Source organism: Rhodococcus sp. WS1 (assembly GCF_003797745.1).
GTDB classification, from domain to species: Bacteria; Actinomycetota; Actinomycetes; order Mycobacteriales; family Mycobacteriaceae; genus Rhodococcus_F; species Rhodococcus_F erythropolis.
Genome location: NZ_RKLZ01000003.1, coordinates 173,678 through 196,656 on the forward strand (window position 1 = coordinate 173,678; position 22,979 = coordinate 196,656).

At 63.7% G+C, this 22,979-nt stretch carries 22 protein-coding genes; 12 read left to right on the top strand and 10 right to left on the bottom strand.

The genetic code is table 11. The annotated features are described in order from the left end of the window. Positions 1–42: 42 nt before the first annotated feature. The 6 genes from EEB12_RS25890 to EEB12_RS25915 all read right to left on the bottom strand — a co-directional run bounded on the left by EEB12_RS25890 (position 43) and on the right by EEB12_RS25915 (position 6,332). Positions 43–819, bottom strand: coding sequence for a DUF998 domain-containing protein (locus EEB12_RS25890; RefSeq protein ID WP_020908202.1), 777 nt, complete (start codon positions 817–819; stop codon positions 43–45). Between the two features lie 94 nt (positions 820–913). Beyond that, positions 914–1,669, bottom strand: coding sequence for a sirohydrochlorin chelatase (locus EEB12_RS25895; protein ID WP_020969974.1), 756 nt, complete (start codon positions 1,667–1,669; stop codon positions 914–916). Positions 1,670–1,673: 4 nt separating this feature from the next. Next, a complete protein-coding gene (locus EEB12_RS25900; protein WP_141488769.1) occupies positions 1,674–2,960 on the bottom strand; it encodes a sulfate adenylyltransferase subunit 1 in 1,287 nt (428 codons plus the stop codon). Then, positions 2,960–3,895, bottom strand: coding sequence for a sulfate adenylyltransferase subunit CysD (gene cysD / locus EEB12_RS25905; protein ID WP_020908199.1), 936 nt, complete (start codon positions 3,893–3,895; stop codon positions 2,960–2,962). Before cysD ends, EEB12_RS25900 begins: the two co-directional genes overlap by 1 nt. After that, on the bottom strand, positions 3,892–4,605 hold the full coding sequence (locus EEB12_RS25910) for a phosphoadenylyl-sulfate reductase (RefSeq protein WP_047888427.1): 714 nt from the start codon (positions 4,603–4,605) through the stop codon (positions 3,892–3,894). Before EEB12_RS25910 ends, cysD begins: the two co-directional genes overlap by 4 nt. Then, on the bottom strand, positions 4,602–6,332 hold the full coding sequence (locus EEB12_RS25915) for a nitrite/sulfite reductase (RefSeq protein ID WP_019749031.1): 1,731 nt from the start codon (positions 6,330–6,332) through the stop codon (positions 4,602–4,604). Before EEB12_RS25915 ends, EEB12_RS25910 begins: the two co-directional genes overlap by 4 nt. 503 nt (positions 6,333–6,835) lie before the next feature. Between EEB12_RS25915 and hemW the strand changes: the two genes are divergently transcribed. Further along, complete coding sequence (hemW, locus tag EEB12_RS25925; protein WP_141488770.1) at positions 6,836–8,062, top strand: radical SAM family heme chaperone HemW; 1,227 nt, start codon at positions 6,836–6,838, stop codon at positions 8,060–8,062. 35 nt (positions 8,063–8,097) lie between these two features. Beyond that, positions 8,098–8,718, top strand: a complete 621-nt coding sequence (locus EEB12_RS25930) for a CG0192-related protein (protein WP_113683760.1) — start codon at positions 8,098–8,100, stop codon at positions 8,716–8,718. Positions 8,719–8,744: 26 nt separating this feature from the next. Here the strand turns inward: EEB12_RS25930 and EEB12_RS25935 are convergent, their stop codons facing one another. Next, a complete protein-coding gene (locus EEB12_RS25935; RefSeq protein ID WP_003944521.1) occupies positions 8,745–9,068 on the bottom strand; it encodes a type II toxin-antitoxin system VapB family antitoxin in 324 nt (107 codons plus the stop codon). 157 nt (positions 9,069–9,225) lie between these two features. On the opposite strand from EEB12_RS25935, the gene hrcA reads away from it, so the two are divergent. From hrcA to EEB12_RS25960, 5 genes are all read left to right on the top strand, one after another. Continuing rightward, positions 9,226–10,269, top strand: coding sequence for a heat-inducible transcriptional repressor HrcA (gene hrcA / locus EEB12_RS25940; protein WP_019749027.1), 1,044 nt, complete (start codon positions 9,226–9,228; stop codon positions 10,267–10,269). Positions 10,270–10,350: 81 nt separating this feature from the next. After that, entirely contained in the window at positions 10,351–11,502 is a 1,152-nt protein-coding gene (dnaJ, locus tag EEB12_RS25945) for a molecular chaperone DnaJ (RefSeq protein WP_019749026.1), read from the top strand. 2 nt (positions 11,503–11,504) lie between these two features. Further along, positions 11,505–12,266 carry a 16S rRNA (uracil(1498)-N(3))-methyltransferase gene (locus EEB12_RS25950; RefSeq protein ID WP_021333396.1) on the top strand — a complete coding sequence of 254 codons (762 nt, stop codon included), beginning with the start codon at positions 11,505–11,507 and terminating at the stop codon, positions 12,264–12,266. 142 nt (positions 12,267–12,408) lie between these two features. Continuing rightward, entirely contained in the window at positions 12,409–13,647 is a 1,239-nt protein-coding gene (locus tag EEB12_RS25955) for an Ig-like domain-containing protein (RefSeq protein ID WP_141488771.1), read from the top strand. Positions 13,648–13,661: 14 nt separating this feature from the next. Then, complete coding sequence (locus tag EEB12_RS25960; RefSeq protein WP_141488772.1) at positions 13,662–14,438, top strand: alpha/beta hydrolase family protein; 777 nt, start codon at positions 13,662–13,664, stop codon at positions 14,436–14,438. Here EEB12_RS25960 and EEB12_RS25965 read toward each other — a convergent pair. Next, entirely contained in the window at positions 14,430–16,034 is a 1,605-nt protein-coding gene (locus EEB12_RS25965) for an MFS transporter (RefSeq protein WP_141488773.1), read from the bottom strand. The genes EEB12_RS25960 and EEB12_RS25965 overlap by 9 nt on opposite strands. Positions 16,035–16,162: 128 nt before the next feature. Between EEB12_RS25965 and EEB12_RS25970 the strand changes: the two genes are divergently transcribed. The 5 genes from EEB12_RS25970 to era all read left to right on the top strand — a co-directional run bounded on the left by EEB12_RS25970 (position 16,163) and on the right by era (position 20,918). Then, positions 16,163–16,858 carry a TetR/AcrR family transcriptional regulator gene (locus EEB12_RS25970; protein ID WP_078377511.1) on the top strand — a complete coding sequence of 232 codons (696 nt, stop codon included), beginning with the start codon at positions 16,163–16,165 and terminating at the stop codon, positions 16,856–16,858. A 112-nt stretch (positions 16,859–16,970) separates the two neighbouring features. Beyond that, positions 16,971–18,059, top strand: coding sequence for a PhoH family protein (locus tag EEB12_RS25975; protein WP_019749020.1), 1,089 nt, complete (start codon positions 16,971–16,973; stop codon positions 18,057–18,059). A 48-nt stretch (positions 18,060–18,107) separates the two neighbouring features. Then, complete coding sequence (gene ybeY / locus EEB12_RS25980; RefSeq protein WP_003944525.1) at positions 18,108–18,650, top strand: rRNA maturation RNase YbeY; 543 nt, start codon at positions 18,108–18,110, stop codon at positions 18,648–18,650. A 21-nt stretch (positions 18,651–18,671) separates the two neighbouring features. Further along, on the top strand, positions 18,672–19,976 hold the full coding sequence (locus EEB12_RS25985; protein ID WP_019749019.1) for a hemolysin family protein: 1,305 nt from the start codon (positions 18,672–18,674) through the stop codon (positions 19,974–19,976). Positions 19,977–20,000: 24 nt separating this feature from the next. Continuing rightward, a complete protein-coding gene (gene era / locus EEB12_RS25990) occupies positions 20,001–20,918 on the top strand; it encodes a GTPase Era (RefSeq protein ID WP_019749018.1) in 918 nt (305 codons plus the stop codon). 49 nt (positions 20,919–20,967) lie between these two features. Here the strand turns inward: era and EEB12_RS25995 are convergent, their stop codons facing one another. Together EEB12_RS25995 and EEB12_RS26000 are read right to left on the bottom strand one after the other, a co-directional pair. Further along, a complete protein-coding gene (locus tag EEB12_RS25995; protein ID WP_021344684.1) occupies positions 20,968–21,522 on the bottom strand; it encodes a TetR/AcrR family transcriptional regulator in 555 nt (184 codons plus the stop codon). A 4-nt stretch (positions 21,523–21,526) separates the two neighbouring features. Further along, a complete protein-coding gene (locus EEB12_RS26000; RefSeq protein ID WP_141488774.1) occupies positions 21,527–22,945 on the bottom strand; it encodes an amidase in 1,419 nt (472 codons plus the stop codon). Positions 22,946–22,979 lie beyond the last annotated feature (34 nt).

Here is a 22,979-nt window from a genome sequence, read left to right on the forward strand (position 1 = left end):
CGTCGCCTCCCTACCAGTGTGTCCCTGGTCACCCCGGGTTCGCTACAAACTCGTCAGCTCCCGCGGTGCGAGAACGTCGGTAGGCACTGCTGCGCGAGTTCGACGCGGGCGCAACGACAACAGAGCGGTGATGAATCCGTTACCGGGCAGTGTCAATTCCACGTTCTTCAACACGGTTCGGCGCATCAACGCGAGCAGGGCTGCGACGCCGGTGACTGCCATCCACATCGGCAGCGGGTACAGCGTCAAGCGTTCACCCAAGCCGAAAGTGAGGGTTCGTCCGAGAAGCAGTACGGCGCCGACGATTCCGGTGGCCGCGCACAGTCCCGACCATACTGCGATCCATTTGCTGTGCTTCCAGAATTGAATTGCCATGAGTACGAGAACGGCATGACGGGCGACGAAGCCGGGAAGTACTGCGGTCCAGTGAACGAAGGTCCCGTCGTTGGCCGGGAAGAGGCCGGTAGCCGCGGTGCTCAGTGCAACGACGACGGCAAGGCCGAGAATCCACTTTTTCGCACGACCGTCCGGAATGTACTTGTGCAGCAAGGCTGCACCGAGGATGGTGAGCGCACCGAGGATCATGAAGGCCGCGTTCATGACGTCGTGCATCGGCGAACACGAATCCACGCTGCATGTCGTCACGCCCAGCGAACTGATGGAGTCACGCGCGAAGCTGTACGGCGTCTTCCAGGCTCCGGCCGTGAAGATCTCGACAAGCAGGTAGAGCACCGACAGGACCCAGGCGGTGCCGGCTGTGCCGAGGCGAAGATTGTGAGTGATGGTGTTCCCTCTCGCGGCGCTCTGAGGGGATTGCACCCAAAGATCTGTTTCGCAGGCGAAGGATGAACCTTCGCAGGCTGGACAGATCCAACACTACGGTAACAATCTGATAACGGCCTGTGAAACCGGATCAGGCGGAGCGGACCAGACGGTCGGGTAGTGCATCAGCGACTTGTCGGTAACGGTCGATCATCGTTTCGATCAGTAGAGAGTGCCCACCGATCGTTTCGGCGAAACGCGCGCGCGGACATACCGTTGCTGCTGCAGCGCTGAGCCGGTCGGTCAGTAGGCCGGGAGCCAAGAACCAGGGTGCGACGACAACGCGTTCGGCGCCGTTCTGCTCGAGAGCGGAGATCGCCTGGGCAACTGTTGGTTCCGCGGATGTCGCGAAACAGATTCGAACGCCCGACCAGTTGGTTCCGCTCAGGAGAGTGGACGCCAGTTCTGCGGTCGCGGCGTTGGCACGCGCGTCGGACGAGCCGACTGCCGCAAGAGCGACACCGACCGACGGATCGTCCGGCCGGGCGCCCGCTTCGAGGATTCGCTCGCGCACTGCCTCGATAAGCCGAGCATCGCGACCTAGTACGTCTGCTTGGAACACGGTCAGTTGGGGGTGGCGTGTCGCGGCAGCGGCCAAGAGCCCGGGCAGATCTACCCGAGCGTGGAAGGCGTTGCCCAGCAGCATCGGAACAACAACGGCGTGAGTGTGGCCGTCGTGTGCAACTCCGTCCAGGACCTGATCGATGGACGGTGCATTGAGATCGAGAAACGCCAGCCGGACATCGAGGTCTGGCCGGGCTTCACGAAGAGCCGCCACGGCAGCCGCGATCACCCGAGCAGAACGGGGATCACGGCTGCCGTGCGCAACAGCAATGAGCGGAACCATCTTCTTAGACGCGCTCGCCCAATTCGACAGCGGAAATGACGTCGCCGACCAAGCCGGCTGCGAGAGTGTTTCCACCAGCGGGATCGATCAACAGGAAGCTGCCGGTGTGGCGGTTCACTGCGTAGTCGTCGGCCACGATCGGCTCGGCCACGCGGATCGAGATCTTGCCGATCTCGTTGAGCTCGAGAGTGTCCGGGCCCTGATCCGTGGTGAGATCCTGCTCGTTGAAGCGCTCCACCAAGCTGCCGACGATGGCCTGCGTCGTGCGCGTGCCGTGCTTGAGCAGCAGACGTGCGCCGGGGCGCAGCGACTTCTCGGCCAACCAGCAGACAGTGGCGTCGAATTCGCCGATCGGCTCGGGTGCGTCAGACGGCGAGGCGATGGTGTCGCCGCGAGAGACGTCGACGTCGTCGGCCAGGATCAGCGTGACGCTGCGTCCGGCGTGGGCGACGTCGAGTTCACCGTCGGCCGTGTCGATACGAGTGACGGTGGTGCGCGTACCCGAGGGCAGGATCACCACTTCGTCGCCGGGTACGACGGAACCGGCGGCAACCTGGCCGGCGTATCCGCGGTAGTCGAGGAACTCGGCGGTACGCGGACGGATCACGTACTGCACCGGGAAACGCAGGCCGACGCGATGCGGCTCGGCGTCGACCGGAATCGACTCGAGGTGCTCGATCAGCGTGGGGCCGGTGTAGTACGGGGTCTTGTCGGAGCGGATGGCGACGTTGTCACCGTGCAGTGCCGATACCGGGATCTCGACGACGTCTTCGCTTGACCAGCCCAGTGAGCTGGTGAGTTCGTTGAACTCGGCGGAGATCGAGGTGAATACCTCTTCGGGGTTCTCGACGAGGTCGATCTTGTTCACGGCGAGAACGAGCTTCGGGACACCGAGCAACGCGAGAACCGCTGCGTGCCTACGAGTCTGCGCGATGACGCCCTTGCGAGCATCGACCAGCAGGATCACGAGCTGAGCCGTCGAGGCACCGGAGACCGTGTTGCGGGTGTACTGCACGTGACCCGGTGTATCGGCAAGCACGAAGGTGCGCTTGGGGGTCGCGAAGTAGCGGTACGCCACGTCGATGGTGATGCCCTGCTCACGCTCGGCGCGCAGTCCGTCCACCAGGAGCGACAGGTCAGGGGTGTCGAGACCCCGGTCCACCGACGCACGGGTAACGGCGTCGATCTGGTCGGCGAGAACGGATTTAGTGTCGTACAACAGGCGGCCCACGAGTGTGGACTTTCCGTCGTCGACGCTGCCGGCAGTTGCCAGTCTGAGCAGATCGCTCATCAGAAGTAGCCCTCTCGCTTGCGGTCTTCCATGGCCGCTTCGGAAACTCGGTCGTCGCCACGGGTCGCGCCGCGCTCGGTCAAACGTGATGCCGCAACCTCGGCGAGAATCGCTTCGTTGTCAGCCGCATCGGAGAGAACAGCACCGGTGGTCGAACCGTCGCCGACGGTGCGGTAACGCACCGAAAGGGTCTGCAGCTCTTCGCCGTCAGCCGGACCACCCCAGACTCCGGGGGTCATCCACATGCCGTCGCGCTGGTACACCGGACGCTGGTGGGCGTAGTAGATGCTGGCGAGTTCGACGTTGTCGCGGGCGATGTAACGCCAGATGTCCAGCTCGGTGAAGTTGCTGAGCGGAAAGACGCGCACCTGCTCGCCGGGGGAGTGGCGACCGTTGTAGAGGTTCCACAGTTCCGGGCGCTGCTTCTTGGGATCCCACTGGCCGAAAGCGTTGCGCAGCGAGAAGATCCGCTCCTTGGCGCGGGCGCGCTCCTCGTCGCGGCGAGCGCCACCGAAGACGGCGTCGAAGCGGTTCTCGGAGATCGCGTCCAGCAACGGAACGGTCTGCAGCGGGTTGCGGATACCGTCGGGGCGCTCGGTGAGGCGACCGTCCGCGATGTACTCCTCGACGCTGGCCACGTGCAGGCGCAGGTTGTACTTGGCCACGACGTGATCGCGGAAGTCGAGAACTTCCTGCAGGTTGTGGCCGGTGTCGACGTGCAGCAGGGTGAACGGCAGCGGCGCAGGCCAGAAGGCCTTGATCGCCAGATGCAGCAGCACGGTGGAGTCCTTACCTCCCGAGAAGAGAATGACCGGGCGTTCGAACTCGCCGGCTACCTCTCGGAAGATGTGGATCGCTTCGGACTCGAGGGCGTCGAGAGTATCGAACTGCGTGCCGTCGAGCTGAGGACGTGAAAGTGTCAAGTCAACTGTCATGATGCGTGCAACCCGCATTCTGTCTTGGAGGCACCGGCCCAACGACCGCTACGCGGATCGCTGCCGGGGGCTGGCTTGCTGGTGCAGGGTGCGCAGCCGATGGACGGATAGCCCTCGTCGACAAGAGGATTGACGAGGATGGAATTGGTGTCGATGTAGTTCTGCATCTCCTCGTCCGACCACGGAGCGATCGGGTTGATCTTCACGAGGCCGAAGGCGTCGTCGAAGGAGATCAAGGGAGCGTTGGCGCGGGTGGGCGCTTCGACGCGGCGGATGCCGGTCACCCACGCGCTGTAGCCGGACAGTGTCTGCTTGAGGGGTGCGACCTTGCGCAATGCGCAGCAGCGGTTGGGATCACGGGCGAACAGATCCTTGCCCTCGGCGACATCCTGCTCGGCGACGCTTGCCAGCGCGCGTGCATTGATGACGTTGACGCCGTAGACCTGCTCGACCGCGTCACGCGTGCCGATGGTCTCGGGGAAGTGGTAGCCGGTGTCGAGGAAGAGTACGTCGACGCCCGGATGCACCTGTGCGGCAAGGTGAACCAGCACTCCATCCTGCATGTTCGACGCAACAATGTAAGAGTCACCGAACGTGTCCTCGGTCCACTGCAACAGTTCCTGTGCGCTGGCTCCGTCGAGTTCTACGGCACCGCGCTCGGCGATGGACCGAAGCTCGTCGGCGGTTGCTCGCGAAATGTCCACTGTCATCGCAAATCTCCTTCGTCTGCGCGCACTGCCCATTCGGCGAACCGTTCACCTTCGTTGCGGTTCTTGACGAACTGACGTACGACGCGGTCGATGTAGTCACCCATCTCGACGCTGGTGACCTTGTGCTGGCGCAGCTTGCGTCCGAAGGCGCTGTCGAATCCGAGGCTGCCTCCCAGGTGAACCTGGAAACCCTCGACTTGATTCCCCTCACCGTCGTCGACGAGCTGGCCCTTGAAGCCGATGTCGGCGATCTGCGAGCGAGCGCAGGAGTTGGGGCAACCGTTGATGTTGATGGTGATCGGCACGTCGAGCTGGCTGTTGATGTCGGCGAGACGCTGTTCGAGTTCGGGCACGAGCACCTGCGAACGCTTGCGTGTCTCGGCGAACGAGAGCTTGCAGAACTCGATGCCGGAGCAGGCCATCAGGTTCTTGCGCCAGTGCGACGGTCGGGCGGGAAGGCCCAGCGCGTCGAGATCGGCGATGAGCGGCTCGAGGGTCTCGTCGGCGACGTCGAGGATGATCAGCTTCTGGTACGGCGTGAAGCGGATCCGGTCGCTGCCGGCTTTCTCCGCGGCGTCGGCGACCTGAGCCAGGATGTCTCCCGAGACGCGGCCGGCGATCGGAGCGAAGCCGACTGCGTTGTGGCCGTTGCGGGTCTTCTGGATGCCGACGTGGTCGATCGGGCGCTTGGGCTTCTCCGGCGCGGGGCCGTCGATGAGCGGGCGCTTGAGGTACTCCGTCTCGAGAACCTCGCGGAACTTTTCGATGCCCCAGTCCTTGATGAGGAACTTGAGCCTTGCCTTCGCGCGCAGACGGCGGTAGCCGTAGTCACGGAAGATCGAGACGACACCCTCCCAGACATCGGGGACCTCGTCGAGCGGAATCCAGGCGCCGACGCGCTGCGCCAGCATCGGGTTGGTGGACAGTCCGCCGCCGACCCAGAGGTCGAGGCCCGGGCCGTGCTCGGGGTGGTTCACGCCGATGAAGGCGATGTCGTTGATCTCGTGAACGACGTCCTGCTGACCGGAGATGGCGGTCTTGAACTTGCGCGGCAGGTTGGAGTACTTGGGGTCGCCGATGTAGCGGCGCACGATCTCGTCGATCGCCGGGGTGGGATCGAGGACCTCGTCGAGCGATTCGCCGGCCAGGGGAGAACCGAGGACGACGCGGGGGCAGTCACCGCACGCTTCGGTGGTCTTGAGTCCGACGGCTTCGAGGCGCTTCCAGATCTCCGGAACGTTCTCGACCTCGATCCAGTGGAACTGGACGTTTTCGCGGTCGGACAGGTCGGCGGTGTTCCGGCCGAATTCCTTCGAGATGCCGGCGATGGTGCGCAGCTGCTCGACGTTGAGAGCGCCGGCGTCGCAACGCACGCGCATCATGAAGTATTTGGCCTCGAGCAGGTCGATGTTCTCGTCGCCGGTGAAGGTGCCGTCGTAGCCTTCTTCGCGCTGGGTGTAGAGACCCCACCAGCGGAAGCGGCCGCGAAGGTCGCCCTTGTCGATGCTGTCGAATCCCTGCTTGGAGTAGATGTTCTCGATGCGGGCCCGAACGTTGAGCGGGTTGTCGTCCTTCTTGGCCTGCTCGTTGGCGTTGAGCGGCTCGCGGTAACCGAGGGCCCACTGACCTTCGGCGCGACGCTTGGCGGGACGCGCAGCGCGTGCGGGCCGGGCTTCGGCAGGTGCTGCCGAATCGGCGGGTGTGGCGGCGTCGGTGGTCGACGTCATCGATGAACTCCTGGATCTGGGCGGTTGATCGGCACGCGGCACGCACTATCGACGAACTGTGGCGGTGTCTGATCGGGACGCACCGGTCCGTGTCGGAAATCGAGGGGGCTGTCCTCGGTCTCGGAAAGCTCGCGGCCGGCAGGTGTGCTCACGAAAACGAACAGCTGGAGAAGCTGTATCTCTGAAACGACGTGTCTCTGCAGAGAGTTGTTTCGGTGAAGCAGATGGAGATGAGCGGGAAAGGCTGGAAGATCAGTGAAAGATCAACAGCTACACAGGTGCAGACACGACGAGCTGCACACACGCTTGAAGTCGACATGGCGACGCGCCACAAGTCGCACTCCGAGTCCGGTCATGCGGACCATTGTGCCACGTCAACTCGATAATTCCGACTCGGGCGCATATTTCCACGAAAAACGGGGGAAATATCGAGTTCAGGCCACGCGCCGACCTGCATCGCAGGCTGAATAGGTGTGCGTTCCGGATGCTGGGACACTGGAGGCGTGAATGCCACCAGCACGACTACCACTCGACAGGGCGAGGCGACGCCCTTCGCCTTGCCCGCGCGATCGCTCGAGGGTGTCGGGAAACGGCCGTTCGGGATCTACATCCACGTCCCGTTCTGTGCCACCAGGTGTGGGTACTGCGATTTCAACACCTACACGGCCGGTGAGCTCGGAACCTCGGCGTCGCCGCAGTCGTGGCTGGAGGGTTTGCGACGCGAACTCGATCTCGCGGCCGAGATGACGGGCGCCCCGGCGGCCGAGACGGTGTTCGTGGGCGGTGGAACGCCGTCGCTGCTCGGTGGCGACGGGCTGTCCGACGTGCTGTCGGCGGTTCGCAGCAGCTTCGGCTTGGCGTCCGGCGCCGAAGTGACCACGGAATCGAACCCCGAATCGACGTCGCCGGAATTCTTCGACGCTCTCCGCAGTGCGGGATTCACCCGCATTTCCCTCGGCATGCAGTCCGCGGCTCAGCACGTCCTGAAGATCCTCGACCGCACCCACACTCCCGGCCGCGCCGTCGCTGCCGCGAAAGAGGCTCGCGCAGCTGGTTTTTCGCACGTGAACTTGGATTTGATCTATGGAACGCCAGGGGAGCGAGACCAAGATCTGGACGCCTCACTCGATGCGGTTCTCTCCGCCGATGTCGACCACGTCTCGGCCTACGCGTTGATCGTCGAGGACGGCACCGCCATGGCTCGCAAGGTCAGGCGCGGCGAGCTGCCCGCGCCGGACGACGACGTGCTGGCCTCACGATACGAACGAATCGATTCACGCCTGTCCGAGGCCGGCTTGCACTGGTACGAGGTCTCCAACTGGGCAAAGGCGGAAACCGCGGACTCCGGTGACACCCGGTGCCGTCACAACCTCGGCTACTGGGACGGTGGTGACTGGTGGGGCGCCGGACCGGGCGCGCACAGTCACGTCGGCGGAGTGCGGTGGTGGAACGTCAAGCACCCGGCACGGTACGCGGAACAGTTGGCCCTCGGTGAACTTCCCGTCGGCGGCAGCGAAGAACTGACCGCCGAGGACGAACACATGGAGCGCGTCATGTTGACCGCGCGGTTGCGTACGGGACTTCCGTTGTCGGAACTGTCTGCATCCGAACGCCTTTCGGCCGACCAGGTGGTAGTCGACCGGTTGGCCGTGATCGAGAACGATCACGTGGTTCTCACCGACCGTGGCCGCCTGCTCGCTGATGCGGTGATTCGCACGATCCTGACCTGACGCGGCACCATCCTTTGCCGCGTAATGTGGCCGTGGTGGCCATCATTCATCGTGCGCAGCTGAATCCGTCCAAGAACGACCTGCTCCGAGCGTGGGTGCCCAAGCAGCCATGGATCGGGTCGGTCGACTGTTCGACGCTCGAACGCGTCGACGCCTATCGTTTCGACGACCCGGACGGTGAGGTCGGAGTCGAGACGCATCTGCTCCGCTCTGCCGACGGTCGAATTCTTCAGGTCCCGCTCACTTATCGTGGTGCTCCGCTGGACGGGGCGGAGACTGCGCTGATCGCAACCATGGATCATTCGGTACTGGGCGAGCGGTGGGTGTACGACGCTTGCTGCGATCCGGTCTACGTGAGCGCGGTGGCGACTGCGATTCTGACCGGTGGGGTCGGAGTCGATCTGGTTTTCGCGGACTCCGCCGATCGCATCCCGGTGACGGCTCACGTAGTAGGCAGCGGTACGGCCGGCGCTTCCGTACCGGAAGTCGAATCGGTGACCTGCTCGACAGTCGGCACCGACACGATCATCAGCGCGGGAGAACTGGAATTGACCGTGGTGAGAGTGATCGACGCAGATCGAGTGTCAGGCTCGGCGACGCTCACCGGAACCTGGCCGGGGCAGCCGAATCCCGCACTGCTCGCGTTCGTCGGTTGAGTCTCGGCGCCTGAGTCGCGTGAGCGTCAGCGGACGCCCTCGATGACACCGGGCATCGCGTCGAAGTCGAAGACGCGCGCGTGCAGCACGACGCGGTTTCGCAGGGCCGAACGAACCGCTCGGTGCAGGCCGTCCTCGAGGTAAAGAGTGCCGCGCCACTGCACTGCGTGAGGGAACAGATCGCCGTAGAAGGTCGAGTCCTCCGACAGCAGGCGATCGAGTTCGAGGACCTTCGTGGTGGTCACGATCTCGTCGAGTCGAACCTGACGTGGAGGGAACTTCGACCAGTCGCGTAGAGACAGTCCGTGATCGGGATACGGTTTGCCGTCCATCACGCCTTTGAAGATCATGTGCCGCCTTGTCCATGGTTGTGCGATCGACCCTTCGCCGATCTCACTCCACAGTAAGGGCAACAGCCGTCTCTGGCGCTCGGGCGATTAGACTGCCAGTGGGAACCGATGTGTAAATGTCGGTGTTCGTTCTGTTCAGGAAACGGAGGTGGCAACGATGTCGAGTACCGACGACAGGCGTTTCGAGGTCTTACGTGCAATCGTGGCCGATTACGTCTCCACCCAGGACCCGGTGGGATCCAAGGCCCTGGTCGAGCGTCACAACCTCGGAGTGTCGAGCGCCACTGTGCGCAACGACATGGCATTCCTCGAGGCCGAGGGCTACATCGCCCAACCGCACACCAGTTCCGGCCGCGTCCCCACCGACAAGGGATACCGCGAATTCGTCGATCGCATCGCCGACGTCAAGCCCATGTCCGGACCCGAGCGACGAGCGATCCTCGAGTTCTTGGAGTCGGGTGTCGACCTCGACGACGTTCTGCGCCGCGGTGTGCGACTGCTCGCGCAACTGACCCGTCAGGTCGCGGTTGTCCAATATCCGTCGCTGTCCGCGTCGTCGGTTCGCCACCTCGAGGTGGTCGCATTGACGCCGGCGCGCCTGCTTCTCGTTCTCATCACCGATTCCGGGCGAGTCGATCAGCGAATCGTCGAGCTCGGGGACGTCCTCGAAGACGAAGACCTTTCCCGGTTGCGCGCGCTTCTCGGCGGGGCCCTGGAAGGTAAGCGCCTGGCCGCCGCGTCGATTGCCGTGGCGGAACTGGCCGACGAGTCTCCGGCCGACCTGCGCGACGCCGTGATCCGGTCGGCAACGGTTCTGGTCGAGACCCTGGTCGAACATCCGGAAGATCGCCTCGTTCTGGGCGGAACCTCCAACCTCACGCGCAACGCCGCCGATTTCTCCGGTCTGGCCGGCTTCCCCGGTTCGCTGCGCGCAGTGCTCGAAGCACTGGAAGAGCAGGTAGTGGTCCTCAAACTGCTCGCTGCGACTCAGAATTCCGGCACGGTCACCGTCCAGATCGGTGAAGAGACGCAGGTCGAACAGATGCGCGGAACCTCCGTGATTTCGACTGGCTACGGCGCGGCCGGTACCGTTTTCGGTGGTGTCGGTGTGCTCGGACCCACTCGGATGGACTATCCGGGAACAATTGCATCGGTTGCCGCCGTTGCCAGATACATCGGCGAAGTTCTCTCCGAGCGATGACGGACGTCGACATTTGGTCGGCACACCTCCTCGCGAGGACTGAGGAAAACCTAGAAGTAAGAGAAGGACGAGAGACTCAACGTGGCACGGGATTACTACGGATTGCTCGGCGTCGGCAAGAACGCGACAGACCAGGAGCTCAAGCGCGCTTACCGCAAGCTGGCACGCGAACTGCACCCGGACGTCAACCCTGACGAGGCGGCGCAGGCCAAGTTCAAGGAGATCTCGACGGCCTACGAGGTCCTGACCGACCCGGAGAAGCGTCGCATCGTCGATCTCGGCGGAGACCCGCTCGAGTCCGGTGGCGGCGGAGGTGGTGGCTTCGGCGGCGGATTCGGTGGCGGTGGCCTCGGCGACGTCTTCGAAGCCTTCTTCGGCGGCGGTGGCGGCGCAGGTCGTGGGCCGCGCGGTCGCGTTCAGCCCGGAGCCGACTCGTTGCTTCGCACCAAGCTGACCCTCGCAGAATGTGCGACGGGCGTCAGCAAGCACGTGACCGTCGAGACGGCCATTCTGTGCGACAGCTGCACCGGAGCCGGAACCAACGGCGACTCCAAGCCTGTCCGCTGTGAGACCTGCAACGGTGCCGGCGAAGTTCAGTCCATCCAGCGCTCGTTCCTCGGTCAGGTCATGACCTCGCGTCCCTGCCCGACGTGCCGCGGTGCCGGTGAGACCATCCCGGATCCCTGCCACAAGTGTGGCGGCGACGGCCGAGTTCGGGCCAAGCGCGACATCACGGTGAAGGTTCCGGCGGGCGTTGCCGGTGGCATGCGCATCCGTTTGACTGCGCAGGGTGAAGTCGGCCCAGGCGGCGGACACCCCGGCGACCTCTACGTCGAGATCGTCGAGCAGCAGCACGACGTCTTCGTTCGGGACGGTGAAGACCTGCACTGCACCATCCGTGTTCCCATGGTCGACGCAGCACTGGGTACCAGCGTCACCGTCGACACCATCATCGACGGCCCCAAGGAAATCACCATCGAGCCAGGCACCCAGCCCGGGCACGTTGCTGTTCTTCGCGGTCACGGTATGCCGAAACTGCGGTCGGGAGTGCGCGGCGACGTCCACGCTCACCTCGAGGTGGTCATCCCGAGCCGCCTCGATCACAAGCAGTCCAAGCTGCTCAAGGAATTCAAGCTGCTCCGCGATCGTGACGAGGCCGAGGTCGTTTCGACGACGTCGCAGAACAGCGGTGGTCTGTTCTCGCGTCTTCGCGAAGCATTCAGCGGCCGCTGACGGTGGCCGCAACGGTCTTCTTTCTCGACCCGGTTCCCGGCGTCGGTGAAATCGCAGTTCTGGACGGGCAGGAGGGTCGCCACGCGGCCACTGTCCGCCGGATCGGTGTCGGCGAGCGTTTGGTGTTGGCCGACGGCCGTGGCCGGGTAGCCGACGCCGAGGTGACGAGCGTCGGCAAGGATCGCCTCGAACTGTTGGTCAGCGACGTTCAGGTTCTCGAGCAGCCCAAGCCGTTGGTGACCCTGATTCAGGCACTGCCCAAGGCCGAGCGCTCCGAGTTGGCCGTCGAACTGGCCACCGAGGCTGGTATCGACGCCGTGATTCCGTGGCAGTCCCTGCGTTGTGTCGCCAAATGGGAAGGCCCGAAGCTCGCCAAGGGCGTCGCACGCTGGCGAAGTGCGGCAGTGTCTGCGGCGAAGCAGTCCAGACGCGCGTTCGTCCCGGAGATTTCGGATCTGCACAAGACGGCGGCGGTGATCGCGTTGGTTCGCGACGCCGTTGCCCGCGGCGCTGTGGTTGCGGTGCTTCACGAATCGGCGACGACGCCGTTGGCCGGCTTGCCGTTGGCGAGCGCGGACGAGGTATTTCTCGTTGTCGGTCCCGAAGGTGGGCTCGACGATTCGGAGATCAGTGCGTTGTCGGAGGCCGGGGCCACTCCGGTGCTTCTCGGGCCGACGGTCCTGCGCACGTCGACTGCCGGAGCCGTCGCTCTGGGCGCCATCGGAGTGCTGACCGATCGCTGGGGACCACGGCCACTGCACTGATCTTGTTGTGACTGCACTGACGTTGTGTGATCCCGAGCTGAATCGGATCCGGCGCTCAGCGAAGTGTCAGATTTGCGCACTATCGTAAGGACGTCGGGGGTCGCCTTCGGCGTGAGTTGGTTCGGGGATTTCAGGAGGCCAGATGTTGTCACGTGCGCATATGCGAATTGCCGGAGCGGTGTGTGCCGCGGCGGCGATGATGCTGGTTGCGGGGTGCACCGTCTCCACCGGAGACAACCCGGGCTCTTCCGGTAATGCCGTCACCACCACACCGACCAGCGAGGCGCTCGTCACCGTCACTCCCGCCGACGGCGGAACCCCCGTGAGCCCCCTCGATCCCATCGAGGTCCAGGTCGCGAAGGGAACACTGACGACCGTCGCGCTGACCAATCCCGAAGGTAAGGAAGTCGCCGGTATCACGACGCCTGACAAGACGTCCTGGAAGCCGAGCGAACCACTCGGATACGGCAAGAGCTACAAGCTTGTCGTCGATGCCGTCGACGCGAATGGTGTTGCCACGACCAAGAACACGACGCTGACCACCGTCGCGCCGAGTAATCAGACTCGCGCGTACATCAACACCACCGGTGGCGCCTCGATTTCGGACGGTGGCACGTACGGCGTCGGCACGGTCGTCGCCGTTCATTTCGACGAGTTGATCGGTGACAAAGCCGCGGCCGAGAAGTCTCTGGTGGTCACCACCAATCCGCCCGTACAAGGATCGTGGTACTGGGTCGACGGTCAGAACGTTCACTGGCGTCCGCAGAATTACTACGCACCAGGCACGACGGTCTCGGTGAACGCGAACATCTACGGCAAGCAACTCGGCAACGGACTGTACGGCCAACAGGACGACACCGTGTCCTTCAAGATCGGCGACTCCCACGTCTCGGTCGCCGACGACAACACCAAGATGGTGACCGTCTACGAAAACGGTCAGGTGATCAAGGAGATGCCGACCTCGATGGGAATGGGCGGCACCGAAACGATCGGCGGCACGACGCTCTCGTTCTGGACCCAGCCCGGCACGTACACCGTGATGGACAAGGCCAATCCCGTCATCATGGATTCGTCGACCTACGGTCTGCCGATCAACTCGCGCCTGGGCTACAAGGAATCCATCAACTGGGCCACCCGCATCAGCACGGACGGTATCTATCTTCACGAGTTGGAGAGCACCGTCTGGGCGCAGGGAAACACCGACACCTCGCACGGTTGCCTCAATCTCAGTGCGGCCAATGCCAAATGGTTCTTCGATTTCTCGCAGCCAGGAGATGTCGTCGAGATCAAGAACACCGGCGGGGCTCCGCTGGAGGTGTGGCAGAACGGCGACTGGACCCTCTCGTGGGCAGACTGGGCCGCAGGCAGCGCCCTCGCCTGAGATAGATTTCCTCGGTGCCTCGATTCAAGATTCCACACGGCCGACACGAGCAACAGTTCGGGCATCTCTACGTTCCCGACGAGGCGGTTGACGGCCCGATCCCGATCGTCATGCAGATCCACGGCGGCTTCTGGAGCGGGCAGTACGGATTGAATCTGGGCACCGCATTTGCCGTCGAACTCGCGCGGCACGGCGTCGCAGTGTGGAACATCGAATACCGCCGCCTCGGGGCGGGCGGTGGTTGGCCGGAAATGTCCGCCGACGTGAAAACGGCATACGACGAAATCCCCGGACTGGTTGCCGCGAAGTCCTCGGCCGAATTCGATCTGAATCAGATTCGCCTGCTCGGGCATTCGGCCGGCGGACATCTTGCAGTGTGGCTGGCGGGGGAGAAGGACACGTTCACCCGGCCTGAACGGGTCATCGCGCAGGCTGCCGCACTCGATCTGGCGTCGGCAGGCGAGCGTGGACGACGGATCAGTTTCATCGAGGATCTGTTCGGCGTTCCGTTCGAAGCGGACCCGGATCTGTATCGCAATGCGTCGCCACAGCATCGACTGCCGATCGGCTTACCCGTTGTGTGCGTCACGGGTGCGGAGGATCTGCAGGTGCCGGCCAAGGTGAGCTCCCGGTATGCGAAGGCTGCCGAAGCGGCTGGTGATCCCGTGGCACTGCGCGTGATCGAGGGCGAAGGACACGACGCATTCCTCTCACCCTCGACCGAGTCCTGGCGGGTCTCCCGCGAGTTGGTTCTCGCCGAAGACCCGCTGGCTCCGAGCACGTCAGACTGACACGGGGCCTTCTTGCACAGGGGCCTTCTTGCCCGGCAGGATGAACGCCACGACAACTGCCCCCACGAACAGTGCAAGGCCGCCCGCCCAGCTGGCCGCCGAAATCGCGTCGGCGTAGGCACTGCCGGCGGCGTCGAGCAACGGCCCTGCCTGAGCTGCAGCCAAGGGGTTGCCTGCCATCTCTTCGGCGACCAACGAAGCGCCGCCGACGGATTCTCCGGACACCTCCATCGCGTACGCGGCCTGTTGCGCCAGCTCACCCGTCAACTGCGGAACCTGCATACCGCTGATGAATCCTGCGATCGAATCCTTGTAGCTCGCAGCGAGGATCGAGCCCAGGATCGCGATTCCCAGCGAGCCGCCGAGTTCGATGGCGGTGTCGTTGAGGCCACCAGCAGCGCCGAGATCGTCCTCGGAGAAGTTGTCCATGATGGCGTCGGTGGCCGGCGGTTCACTCAAGCCGATGCCCAAGCCGAGCAGGATCAGTGGGACAGCGAACATCCAGTAGCCAGAATCGCCGTCTACCTGCGTGAGAATCAGAACACCGACCGCGGCGACGACCATGCCGCCGACGATGGATGCCCGGACGCCGATCAGCGGAGTGATCCGGCCACTGACCACGGCGCCGATCGAAACGGCAATTGCCAAGGGCAGCAGACGAACACCGGTTTCGAGTGCGCCGTAGCCGAGGATGAACTGGAACTGCTGTGAGATGAAGTAGATGGCACCGAAGGCGGCCAGGAAGAGCAGAAGTACGGCGAGTGTCGCGCCGCCGACCATGCGCTGGCCGAGTTTGCGGACGTCGAGCAGTGGCTGCGGGTGACGCAGTTCCCAGACTACGAACGAGACGAGGCCGATCGCAGCGAGCATGGCGGCGCCGATGGGTCCGCCGGTCCACCCGAAGTGGAATCCGTTGATGATCGAGTACACGAGCGAGCCGATGGTGACCACCGAGAGTGCGCCGCCGATCCAGTCGATCCGGCCCAGGTGCTCGGCCTTGCTCGGCGGCACCAGGATTACGGCGGCGACGGCAGCGACTGCGGCGATCGGGACGTTGATCAGGAAAGTGATGCTCCAGGAATGGCTGTCGAGAATCCATCCGGCCAACAGCGGGCCGAGGGCAATCGCCAGACCCGACGTCGCCGCCCACGCCGCGATGGCGCGTGATCGCTCCGCCTTGGGAAAGGTCGCGACCAGAAGCGAAAGCGTCGCGGGCATGATGATCGCGGCGCCGACGCCCATGATCATTCGTGCGGCGATGACGGCGTTGGTGGTGTCCGCGATACTGCCGAAGACGGCGCCGCCGGCGAACACGGCGAGTCCGGCCAGAAGCGCTCCGCGGCGACTGTACTTGTCACCGATCACGCCGAACAGCAACATCAGCGCGGCGTAGGGGACTGTGTAGCCGTCGATGACCCATTGCAGTTGAGTGCTGGTGAGCCCGAGGTCTCTGGTCATGTCCGGCGCCGCGACGATCAGCGCGGTATTCGCCATCACGACGATCAGCAAACTCAGGCATAACACCCCGAGCGCGGCCCACCGCCGTGAGTACGGCTGGTCCATCTCCGAGACAGGTTTGCTCATGAGTGTCGTCATGACGCGACTCCGTTCCTGATGATCGAAGAGACTCCTCGATCTATTTGCACACTGATGTGTAAGTTAATAACTTGCACACCGATGTGCAACTATGATTGACCTAGATCACAGTTGGGCAGTCGAAAGAGGTGGAACGCGCGTTGACGCATTCGGGCACAGTCGTTTCGGGAACTGCCGAATCGGGCGGAAGGCAGCGTCGTAGTCAGGCCGCGGCGAATCGCAATCGCATCATCGAGGCGGCGATCACGGCGTTCGCTGCTGATCCGGATGCGAGCATGGACGACGTCGCAAAGGCTGCCGGTGTGGTCAGACGAACCGTGTACGCGCATTTCGACAGCCGTGAGGCGCTGATCAACGGCATCGTGGACGAGGCGTCGACCGATCTCGTTGCTGCGCTGAGCCAAGCCGGTGAGCCGCCCGAGCGCCCCGATCTGGCGACTGCCGTACTGGCATTGCTGTCATGGCCGGTCGGTGATCGATTCCGGATGCTGCTCAGTTTTGCCCGCAAAGAGTTGGGGGAGCAGCGGATTCTCGATTTGATGGAGCCCGCGCGCGCCGTGAGTGTCAGCGTCGTCGAGCGAGGTCAGCGTGACGGCACCTTCTCGACATACCTGCCGGCCGAGACTCTGGTAGCGATGACCGAGGCGATCACGATCACTTTGTTCGATCAGGCCAACAGTGGGCTCATCACCGACTCTGGCGAATCCTTTGCCGCCGTATGCCTGGTCATCGCGGGTATCAGTCCGGACAGAAGCGCCGAGGTCGTCGCCGAAGCGTCGGAATGGATCCGAGAATCGCTGCCGTCCGGTCGCCGCGAGGATTAGGCCGGGACGATTAACAAGTGGGCCGTGTCCGACTCTGGCGCTAGACTTCGAAGTATCGAGGCTCACGAGTCGAGTGGGCTGATCGGACCAGAAAGCAGGCCATATTCACCACGTGAGTGAACACAGTGAACTCGACGGGAACCGTGTAACCACCATCACCGATCGCGCTCTGCCCGCAGAGCGCACCGTCCGTTCGAGTATGGATCTGGCGCCGGAGACCGTGCGCCAAATCCTGGGGGCGACGGACGAGAATCTCACCGCGATCGAACGTGAGCTTCGTGCCGACATTCACGTACGTGGCGGAACTGTCTCCTTGTCGGGGACGGCTGCAGATGTTGCGCTGGCAGAACGTGTGTTCAGTGAATTGGCGTCGCTGGCCGGTCGGGGGCAACCCATCGCACCGGACGCTGTTCGACGAACCATCGGCATGCTCACCAACGAGGTCGGCGAGTCTCCGGCCGAGGTGCTCTCCCTCGACATTCTTTCGCGTCGGGGCAAGACGATTCGGCCCAAGACCCTCAACCAGAAACGCTACGTCGACGCCATCGACGAGAACACCATCGTGTTCGGAGTCGGCCCGGCCGGTACCGGCAAGACCTACCTCGCCATGGCCAAGGCCGTTCAGGCGTTGCAGGCCAAGCAGGTCTCTCGGATCATCTTGACCAGGCCGGCAGTCGAGGCAGGCGAGCGACTGGGCTTTCTGCCCGGCACGCTGCACGAGAAGATCGATCCGTACCTGCGCCCGCTGCACGACGCATTGCACGACATGATGGATCCCGAGGCGATTCCGAAGTTGATGCAGGCCGGAGTCATCGAGGTCGCTCCGCTCGCCTACATGCGTGGCCGGACGCTCAACGACGCCTTCATCATCTTGGACGAAGCGCAGAACACCACGGCCGAGCAGATGAAGATGTTCCTGACCCGTCTCGGGTTCGGTTCCAAGATCGTGGTCACCGGAGACGTGACCCAGGTCGATCTACCTGGTGGGGCCCGTTCGGGTCTGCGTGCGGCATCCGAAATCCTCACCGGGATCGACGATATTCATTTCGCCACCCTCGACAGCAGTGACGTCGTACGTCATCGGCTGGTCTCCCACATCGTCGACGCTTACGAGCGTCACGAATCGGATCGGTCCGGCGAGTTGGCCGTCGGAAACCGGGCGCAGCGCCGCGCTGCACATGCTCATTCACCGCGACGGTAGGCTGATCGACGCATCAACCCCTACTTTTCCCAGGAAAGAGCGTCGCACATGAGCATCGAGGTCTCGAACGAATCGGGCATGGACATCTCCGAACCGGAGTTGATCAGCGTTGCCCGTTTCGTGATCGCTCGGATGGATGTCCATCCGGCGGCCGAGCTGTCGATGGTTCTCGTCGACTCCGCGACGATGGCGGATCTGCACGTTCGCTGGATGGACCTGCCGGGCCCGACCGACGTCATGTCGTTCCCGATGGACGAACTCGAGCCGGGTGGCCGTCCTGATTCCCCGGAGCCGGGACCGTCGATGCTCGGTGACATCGTGTTGTGTCCGTCTTTTGCCGCGGATCAGGCTGACAAGGCCGGGCATTCACTGGCTCACGAACTTGCCCTCCTGACCGTCCACGGTGTGTTGCACCTCCTCGGCTACGACCATGCGGAGCCGGAAGAGGAGAAGGAGATGTTCGGCTTGCAGAACAGCCTCCTCGAAGAGTGGTACGAAGACCTTCGCCGTATCGACCGCGAAGCAGCACTGGCCGAACGCGATCAGAAGCTGCTCGGCAAGACCGGTTTCGTCGACGGAGTGGACCGATAACAGTTATCCGGGGGTTCTGTAGTGAGTAGCGCCATAGCGCTCTTTGTTCTGGCGATTGCTCTTGTCCCGGTCGGTGGTGTCTTCGCGGCCGTCGACTCGGCGCTCAATACCATTTCGTCGGCGCGCATCGACGAGATGGCAAAGGAAGAGCGAGCCGGCGCCGCGCGCGTGCAGCGCATTCTGACCGATCGTCCGCGATACGTGAATCTGATGGTCCTGCTTCGCATTTTGTGCGAGATCACGGCCACCGTCGTACTAGTTGGCGGTCTGATCGACATCCTCTCGTTGGGCTGGGCGCTGACCGTCACCGCGGTGATCATGGTTCTCGTCTCGTACGTGGTCATCGGCGTCGGACCGAGAACGCTTGGGCGCCAACATGCGTACTCCATCGCGATGGCCGCGTCGTTGCCACTGCTGTGGATCGGTGTTCTGCTCGGGCCGATCAGTCGCGTCCTGATCCTCGTGGGTAATGCCTTGACCCCGGGTAAGGGCTTCCGCAACGGTCCGTTCGCTTCGGAAATCGAGTTGCGTGAACTCGTGGACATGGCGCAGGAACGCGGCGTCGTCGCCGACGAAGAACGCCGAATGATCCAGTCCGTCTTCGAACTCGGAGACACGTCGGCACGCGAGGTGATGGTGCCTCGCACCGACATGGTGTGGATCGAAAATGACAAGAATGCCGGACAGGCGACGTCGTTGGCCGTGCGCAGTGGTCACTCGCGCTTGCCGGTCATCGGGGAGAACGTCGACGACGTGCTCGGTGTCGTCTACCTCAAGGATCTGGTCAAGCAGACCTACCACCTGCCCGACGGCGGCCGGAACGTCAACGTCTGCGACGTCATGCGGCCGGCGGTCTTCGTTCCCGACTCGAAGCCACTCGACAGCTTGCTGGCCGAGATGCAGCGCGACCGCAATCACATGGCGATCCTTGTCGACGAGTACGGCGGAATCGCCGGGCTGGTCACGATCGAGGACGTCATCGAAGAGATCGTCGGTGAGATCGCCGACGAGTACGACGAGGACGAGACGCCGCCCATCGAGGATCTCGGCGACGGAATGTTCCGCGTATCCGCGAGGCTTCCCATCGAAGACCTCGGCGAATTGTTCGATCTCGAACTTGAACTCGACGAGGTGGAGACCGTCGGCGGGCTGATCGGATACGTACTCGGCCGAGTTCCGCTTCCCGGTTCCGAGGTGGAATACGACGGTTTGATCCTGCGCGGTGAGGGAACCAACACGGGCCGAGGCCGGGTACGCATCAGCACGGTGTTCGTGCAGCGCATCCCGCGGTCCGAAGACGAAGAGACAGAAGACACCGATGACTGAGCGAGTGTTCAGCGAGGAGCAGTTATGAGCAAGAACGAATTCCGGTCAGGCTTCGTGTGTTTCGTGGGTCGACCCAATACGGGTAAGTCCACGCTGACCAATGCGTTGGTCGGCAGCAAGATCGCGATCACGTCCTCGCGCCCGCAGACGACGCGCCATACGATTCGTGGCATCGTTCACCGCGAGCATGCGCAGCTGATCCTGGTGGACACCCCTGGACTGCACAAGCCGCGCACCTTGCTCGGGCAGCGCCTCAACGACCTGGTTCGCGACACGTACTCCGAGGTCGACGTCATCTGCCTGTGCATCCCGGCCGACGAGGCCATCGGGCCCGGAGACCGCTGGATCGTGCAGCAGATCCGTCAGATGGCGCCCAAGACCAAGCTGGTCGGCATCGTCACCAAGATCGACAAGGTCAGCCGCGACGCTGTCGGAAAGCAGTTGCTCGCGCTGTCCACCCTGCTCGGCCCCGAATCCGAAGTCGTTCCGGTGTCCGCGAAGTCGGGCGAACAGGTCGAGATCCTGGTCGACGTCCTCGCCGGTCTGATGGACGAGGGCCCGGCCTTCTACCCGGACGGCGAATTGACGGACGAGCCTGAAGAGGTGCTCATGGCCGAACTCATCCGTGAGGCTGCGCTCGAGGGTCTCGGTGAGGAATTGCCGCACTCCCTGGCCGTGGTGATCGAGGAGGTCATCCCGCGCGAAGGACGCACGGAGAAGCAGGGCGAGATGCTGGACGTCCACGCGTTGCTCTACGTCGAGCGGCCCAGCCAGAAGGGCATCGTCATCGGTAAGGGCGGAGCGCGTCTGCGGGAAGTCGGTACCAGTGCGCGCCTGCAGATCGAGAAGCTGCTCGGTGTGCGGATCTTCCTGGAGTTGCACGTCAAGGTTGCCAAGGACTGGCAGCGCGACCCGAAGCAGCTCGGCCGGCTGGGCTTCTAGGGCCTCCGGCCCCGTGAGCGGTTAGGGAGTCCCGGGACTGCCTAACCACTCACAGGGGCCGTAGGACCCTGAGGATCGCCGCGCCGATGTCCTGCTCGTCGACGCCGGTGGCCAGGCGTCGGAGTTGGAGTCCAGTGATGACGGCGACGAGCGTCGATGCAATCGATTCGGGATCCGGTACGCCGAGTGCCGTCAGAATCGTGACGGTCAAATCGTCGTAGGCGGCAAAGCATTCGACCGCCACTTCATGGAGTTCGTGGTCGCGGCCGGCGGCGATGTACATCTCGAACGGCGCGATCCGCTCGGCCGAGAACGAAAGATCTCGCGTCACCTTCTCAGCTATTGCCGCGGCATCCTCGACGCTGAGACCTTTGTGGCGGTACTCCTCGGCCAAGGCGCGCAGGCGCGTCGTCTCGTCTGTCACGAAACGAGACAGAGCAGCGCGGAGCATGTCCGACTGGCTCGCGAAGTGATACGTGATCGATCCGAGTGAGACGCCGGCCTGCGCGGCGATGCGCCGGTTGCTCACACCCGGGATGCCGTCGGTACCGACGACGTGCAGAACGGCGTCGAGTATTCGCTCGCGAACGTCCCGGTTACTCATCGGGTCACCACCACGGCTCGGGGCGGATCTGATCCCAACGCAGGACCGATTCCAATTGTGAAGCGAGGGAGACCAACAGAGGTTCGGTGTTCTCGTTGCCCATCAACTGCGCACCGATGGGCAGGCCGGCCTTGCTGAATCCGGCCGGCACGTTGACCGAGGGCCAGCCGAGGACGTTCCACGGCCACGCGTACGGGCAGGCGCCGGTCATGACCTTGTCGGTGTCCCAACCACCGATGCCGTCGATCGCGGTCGCCATGATCGGTGGAGTTGCCGTCGTGGGTGCCAGGACGACGTCGTAGGTGTCGAAGATCGCCCCGATCCGCTTTCGCATCCGCGGTTCGGCCGCGCGGGCCGCGCGCAGTGGCGCACCACGAAGTAGCTTGCCGTTCTGTGCATTTCCGCGTGTTCTGGCATCGACCAGTGTCGGGTCGGGAACGCGTCCGAGCCAGTCGTGGACCCCGACGAGTGAGCGGGGCAGAAAGTTCAGGCCGAAGATCAGGCCGTATGCGGGATCGTCGACGACGACGTGGTGTCCGAGTTCCCGCAGCGTGTCGGCGATCGAATGAACCGCCAGGCGCACTTCCGGGTCCAGCTTCACAGGAGTGGCGGTGAACGGATTACGAAGGGAAAGAGCGATTTTCAGTTTTCCGGGGTCGCGTCCCACCGCGTCGCTGACGGTGACCGGTGTCGGCTTGTGGAGATCGCCGTCATGGTTGCCGGCAGCGACGTCGAGCAACAGTGCCGCGTCGGCGACGGTGCGAGCGAGCGGGCCGTTGACCGTCAGGCCGTAGAAGGCTTCGGCGTCGGGCCAGGTGGAGATGCGCCCGCGCTGCGGCTTGATTCCGACGAGGTTGGTCCAGGCCGCGGGGATTCGGATGGAACCGGCTCCATCGGAACCGATTCCGGCGCTGACCAATCCGGCAGCGACGGCCGCCGCGGTGCCGCCCGACGATCCGCCTGGAGTGTGGTGACGCGACCACGGATTGCGCGTGTAACCGAAGGCTGAACCGCTCGTGAGCGGCCACTGGCCCAGTTCCGGGCTGTTGGTCTTGCCCACGATCACTGCGCCGGCGTCGCGGAGGCGTCGAACCATCTCCGAGTCCTCGGTCTTGGCCGGGAAATCGCCAGGGCAACCGAAGGCGGTGGGTTCGCCGGTGATGTCGACGTCGTCCTTCACTGCGATCGGCACGCCGAGAAGAGGTAGGCGCTCGCCGAGTGCGAGACGCCTGTCGGCCTCGGCAGCTTCTTCGAGTGCCTTCTCGCGCCGCACGATCTTGAACGCATTGAGGTGAGGCTGAGTGGCCTCGATCCGGCTCAGCGTTGCCTCCGTGGCCTCGACGGACGAGGTAGCACCCGAAGCCAGACTCGCAACCTGGTCGACAAGGCCGGGGGCGAGATCGTGGTCGGTTCGAGAAGTCATCAGGTTCCCTTCGCAAAACTGTTCGTTCGAACGA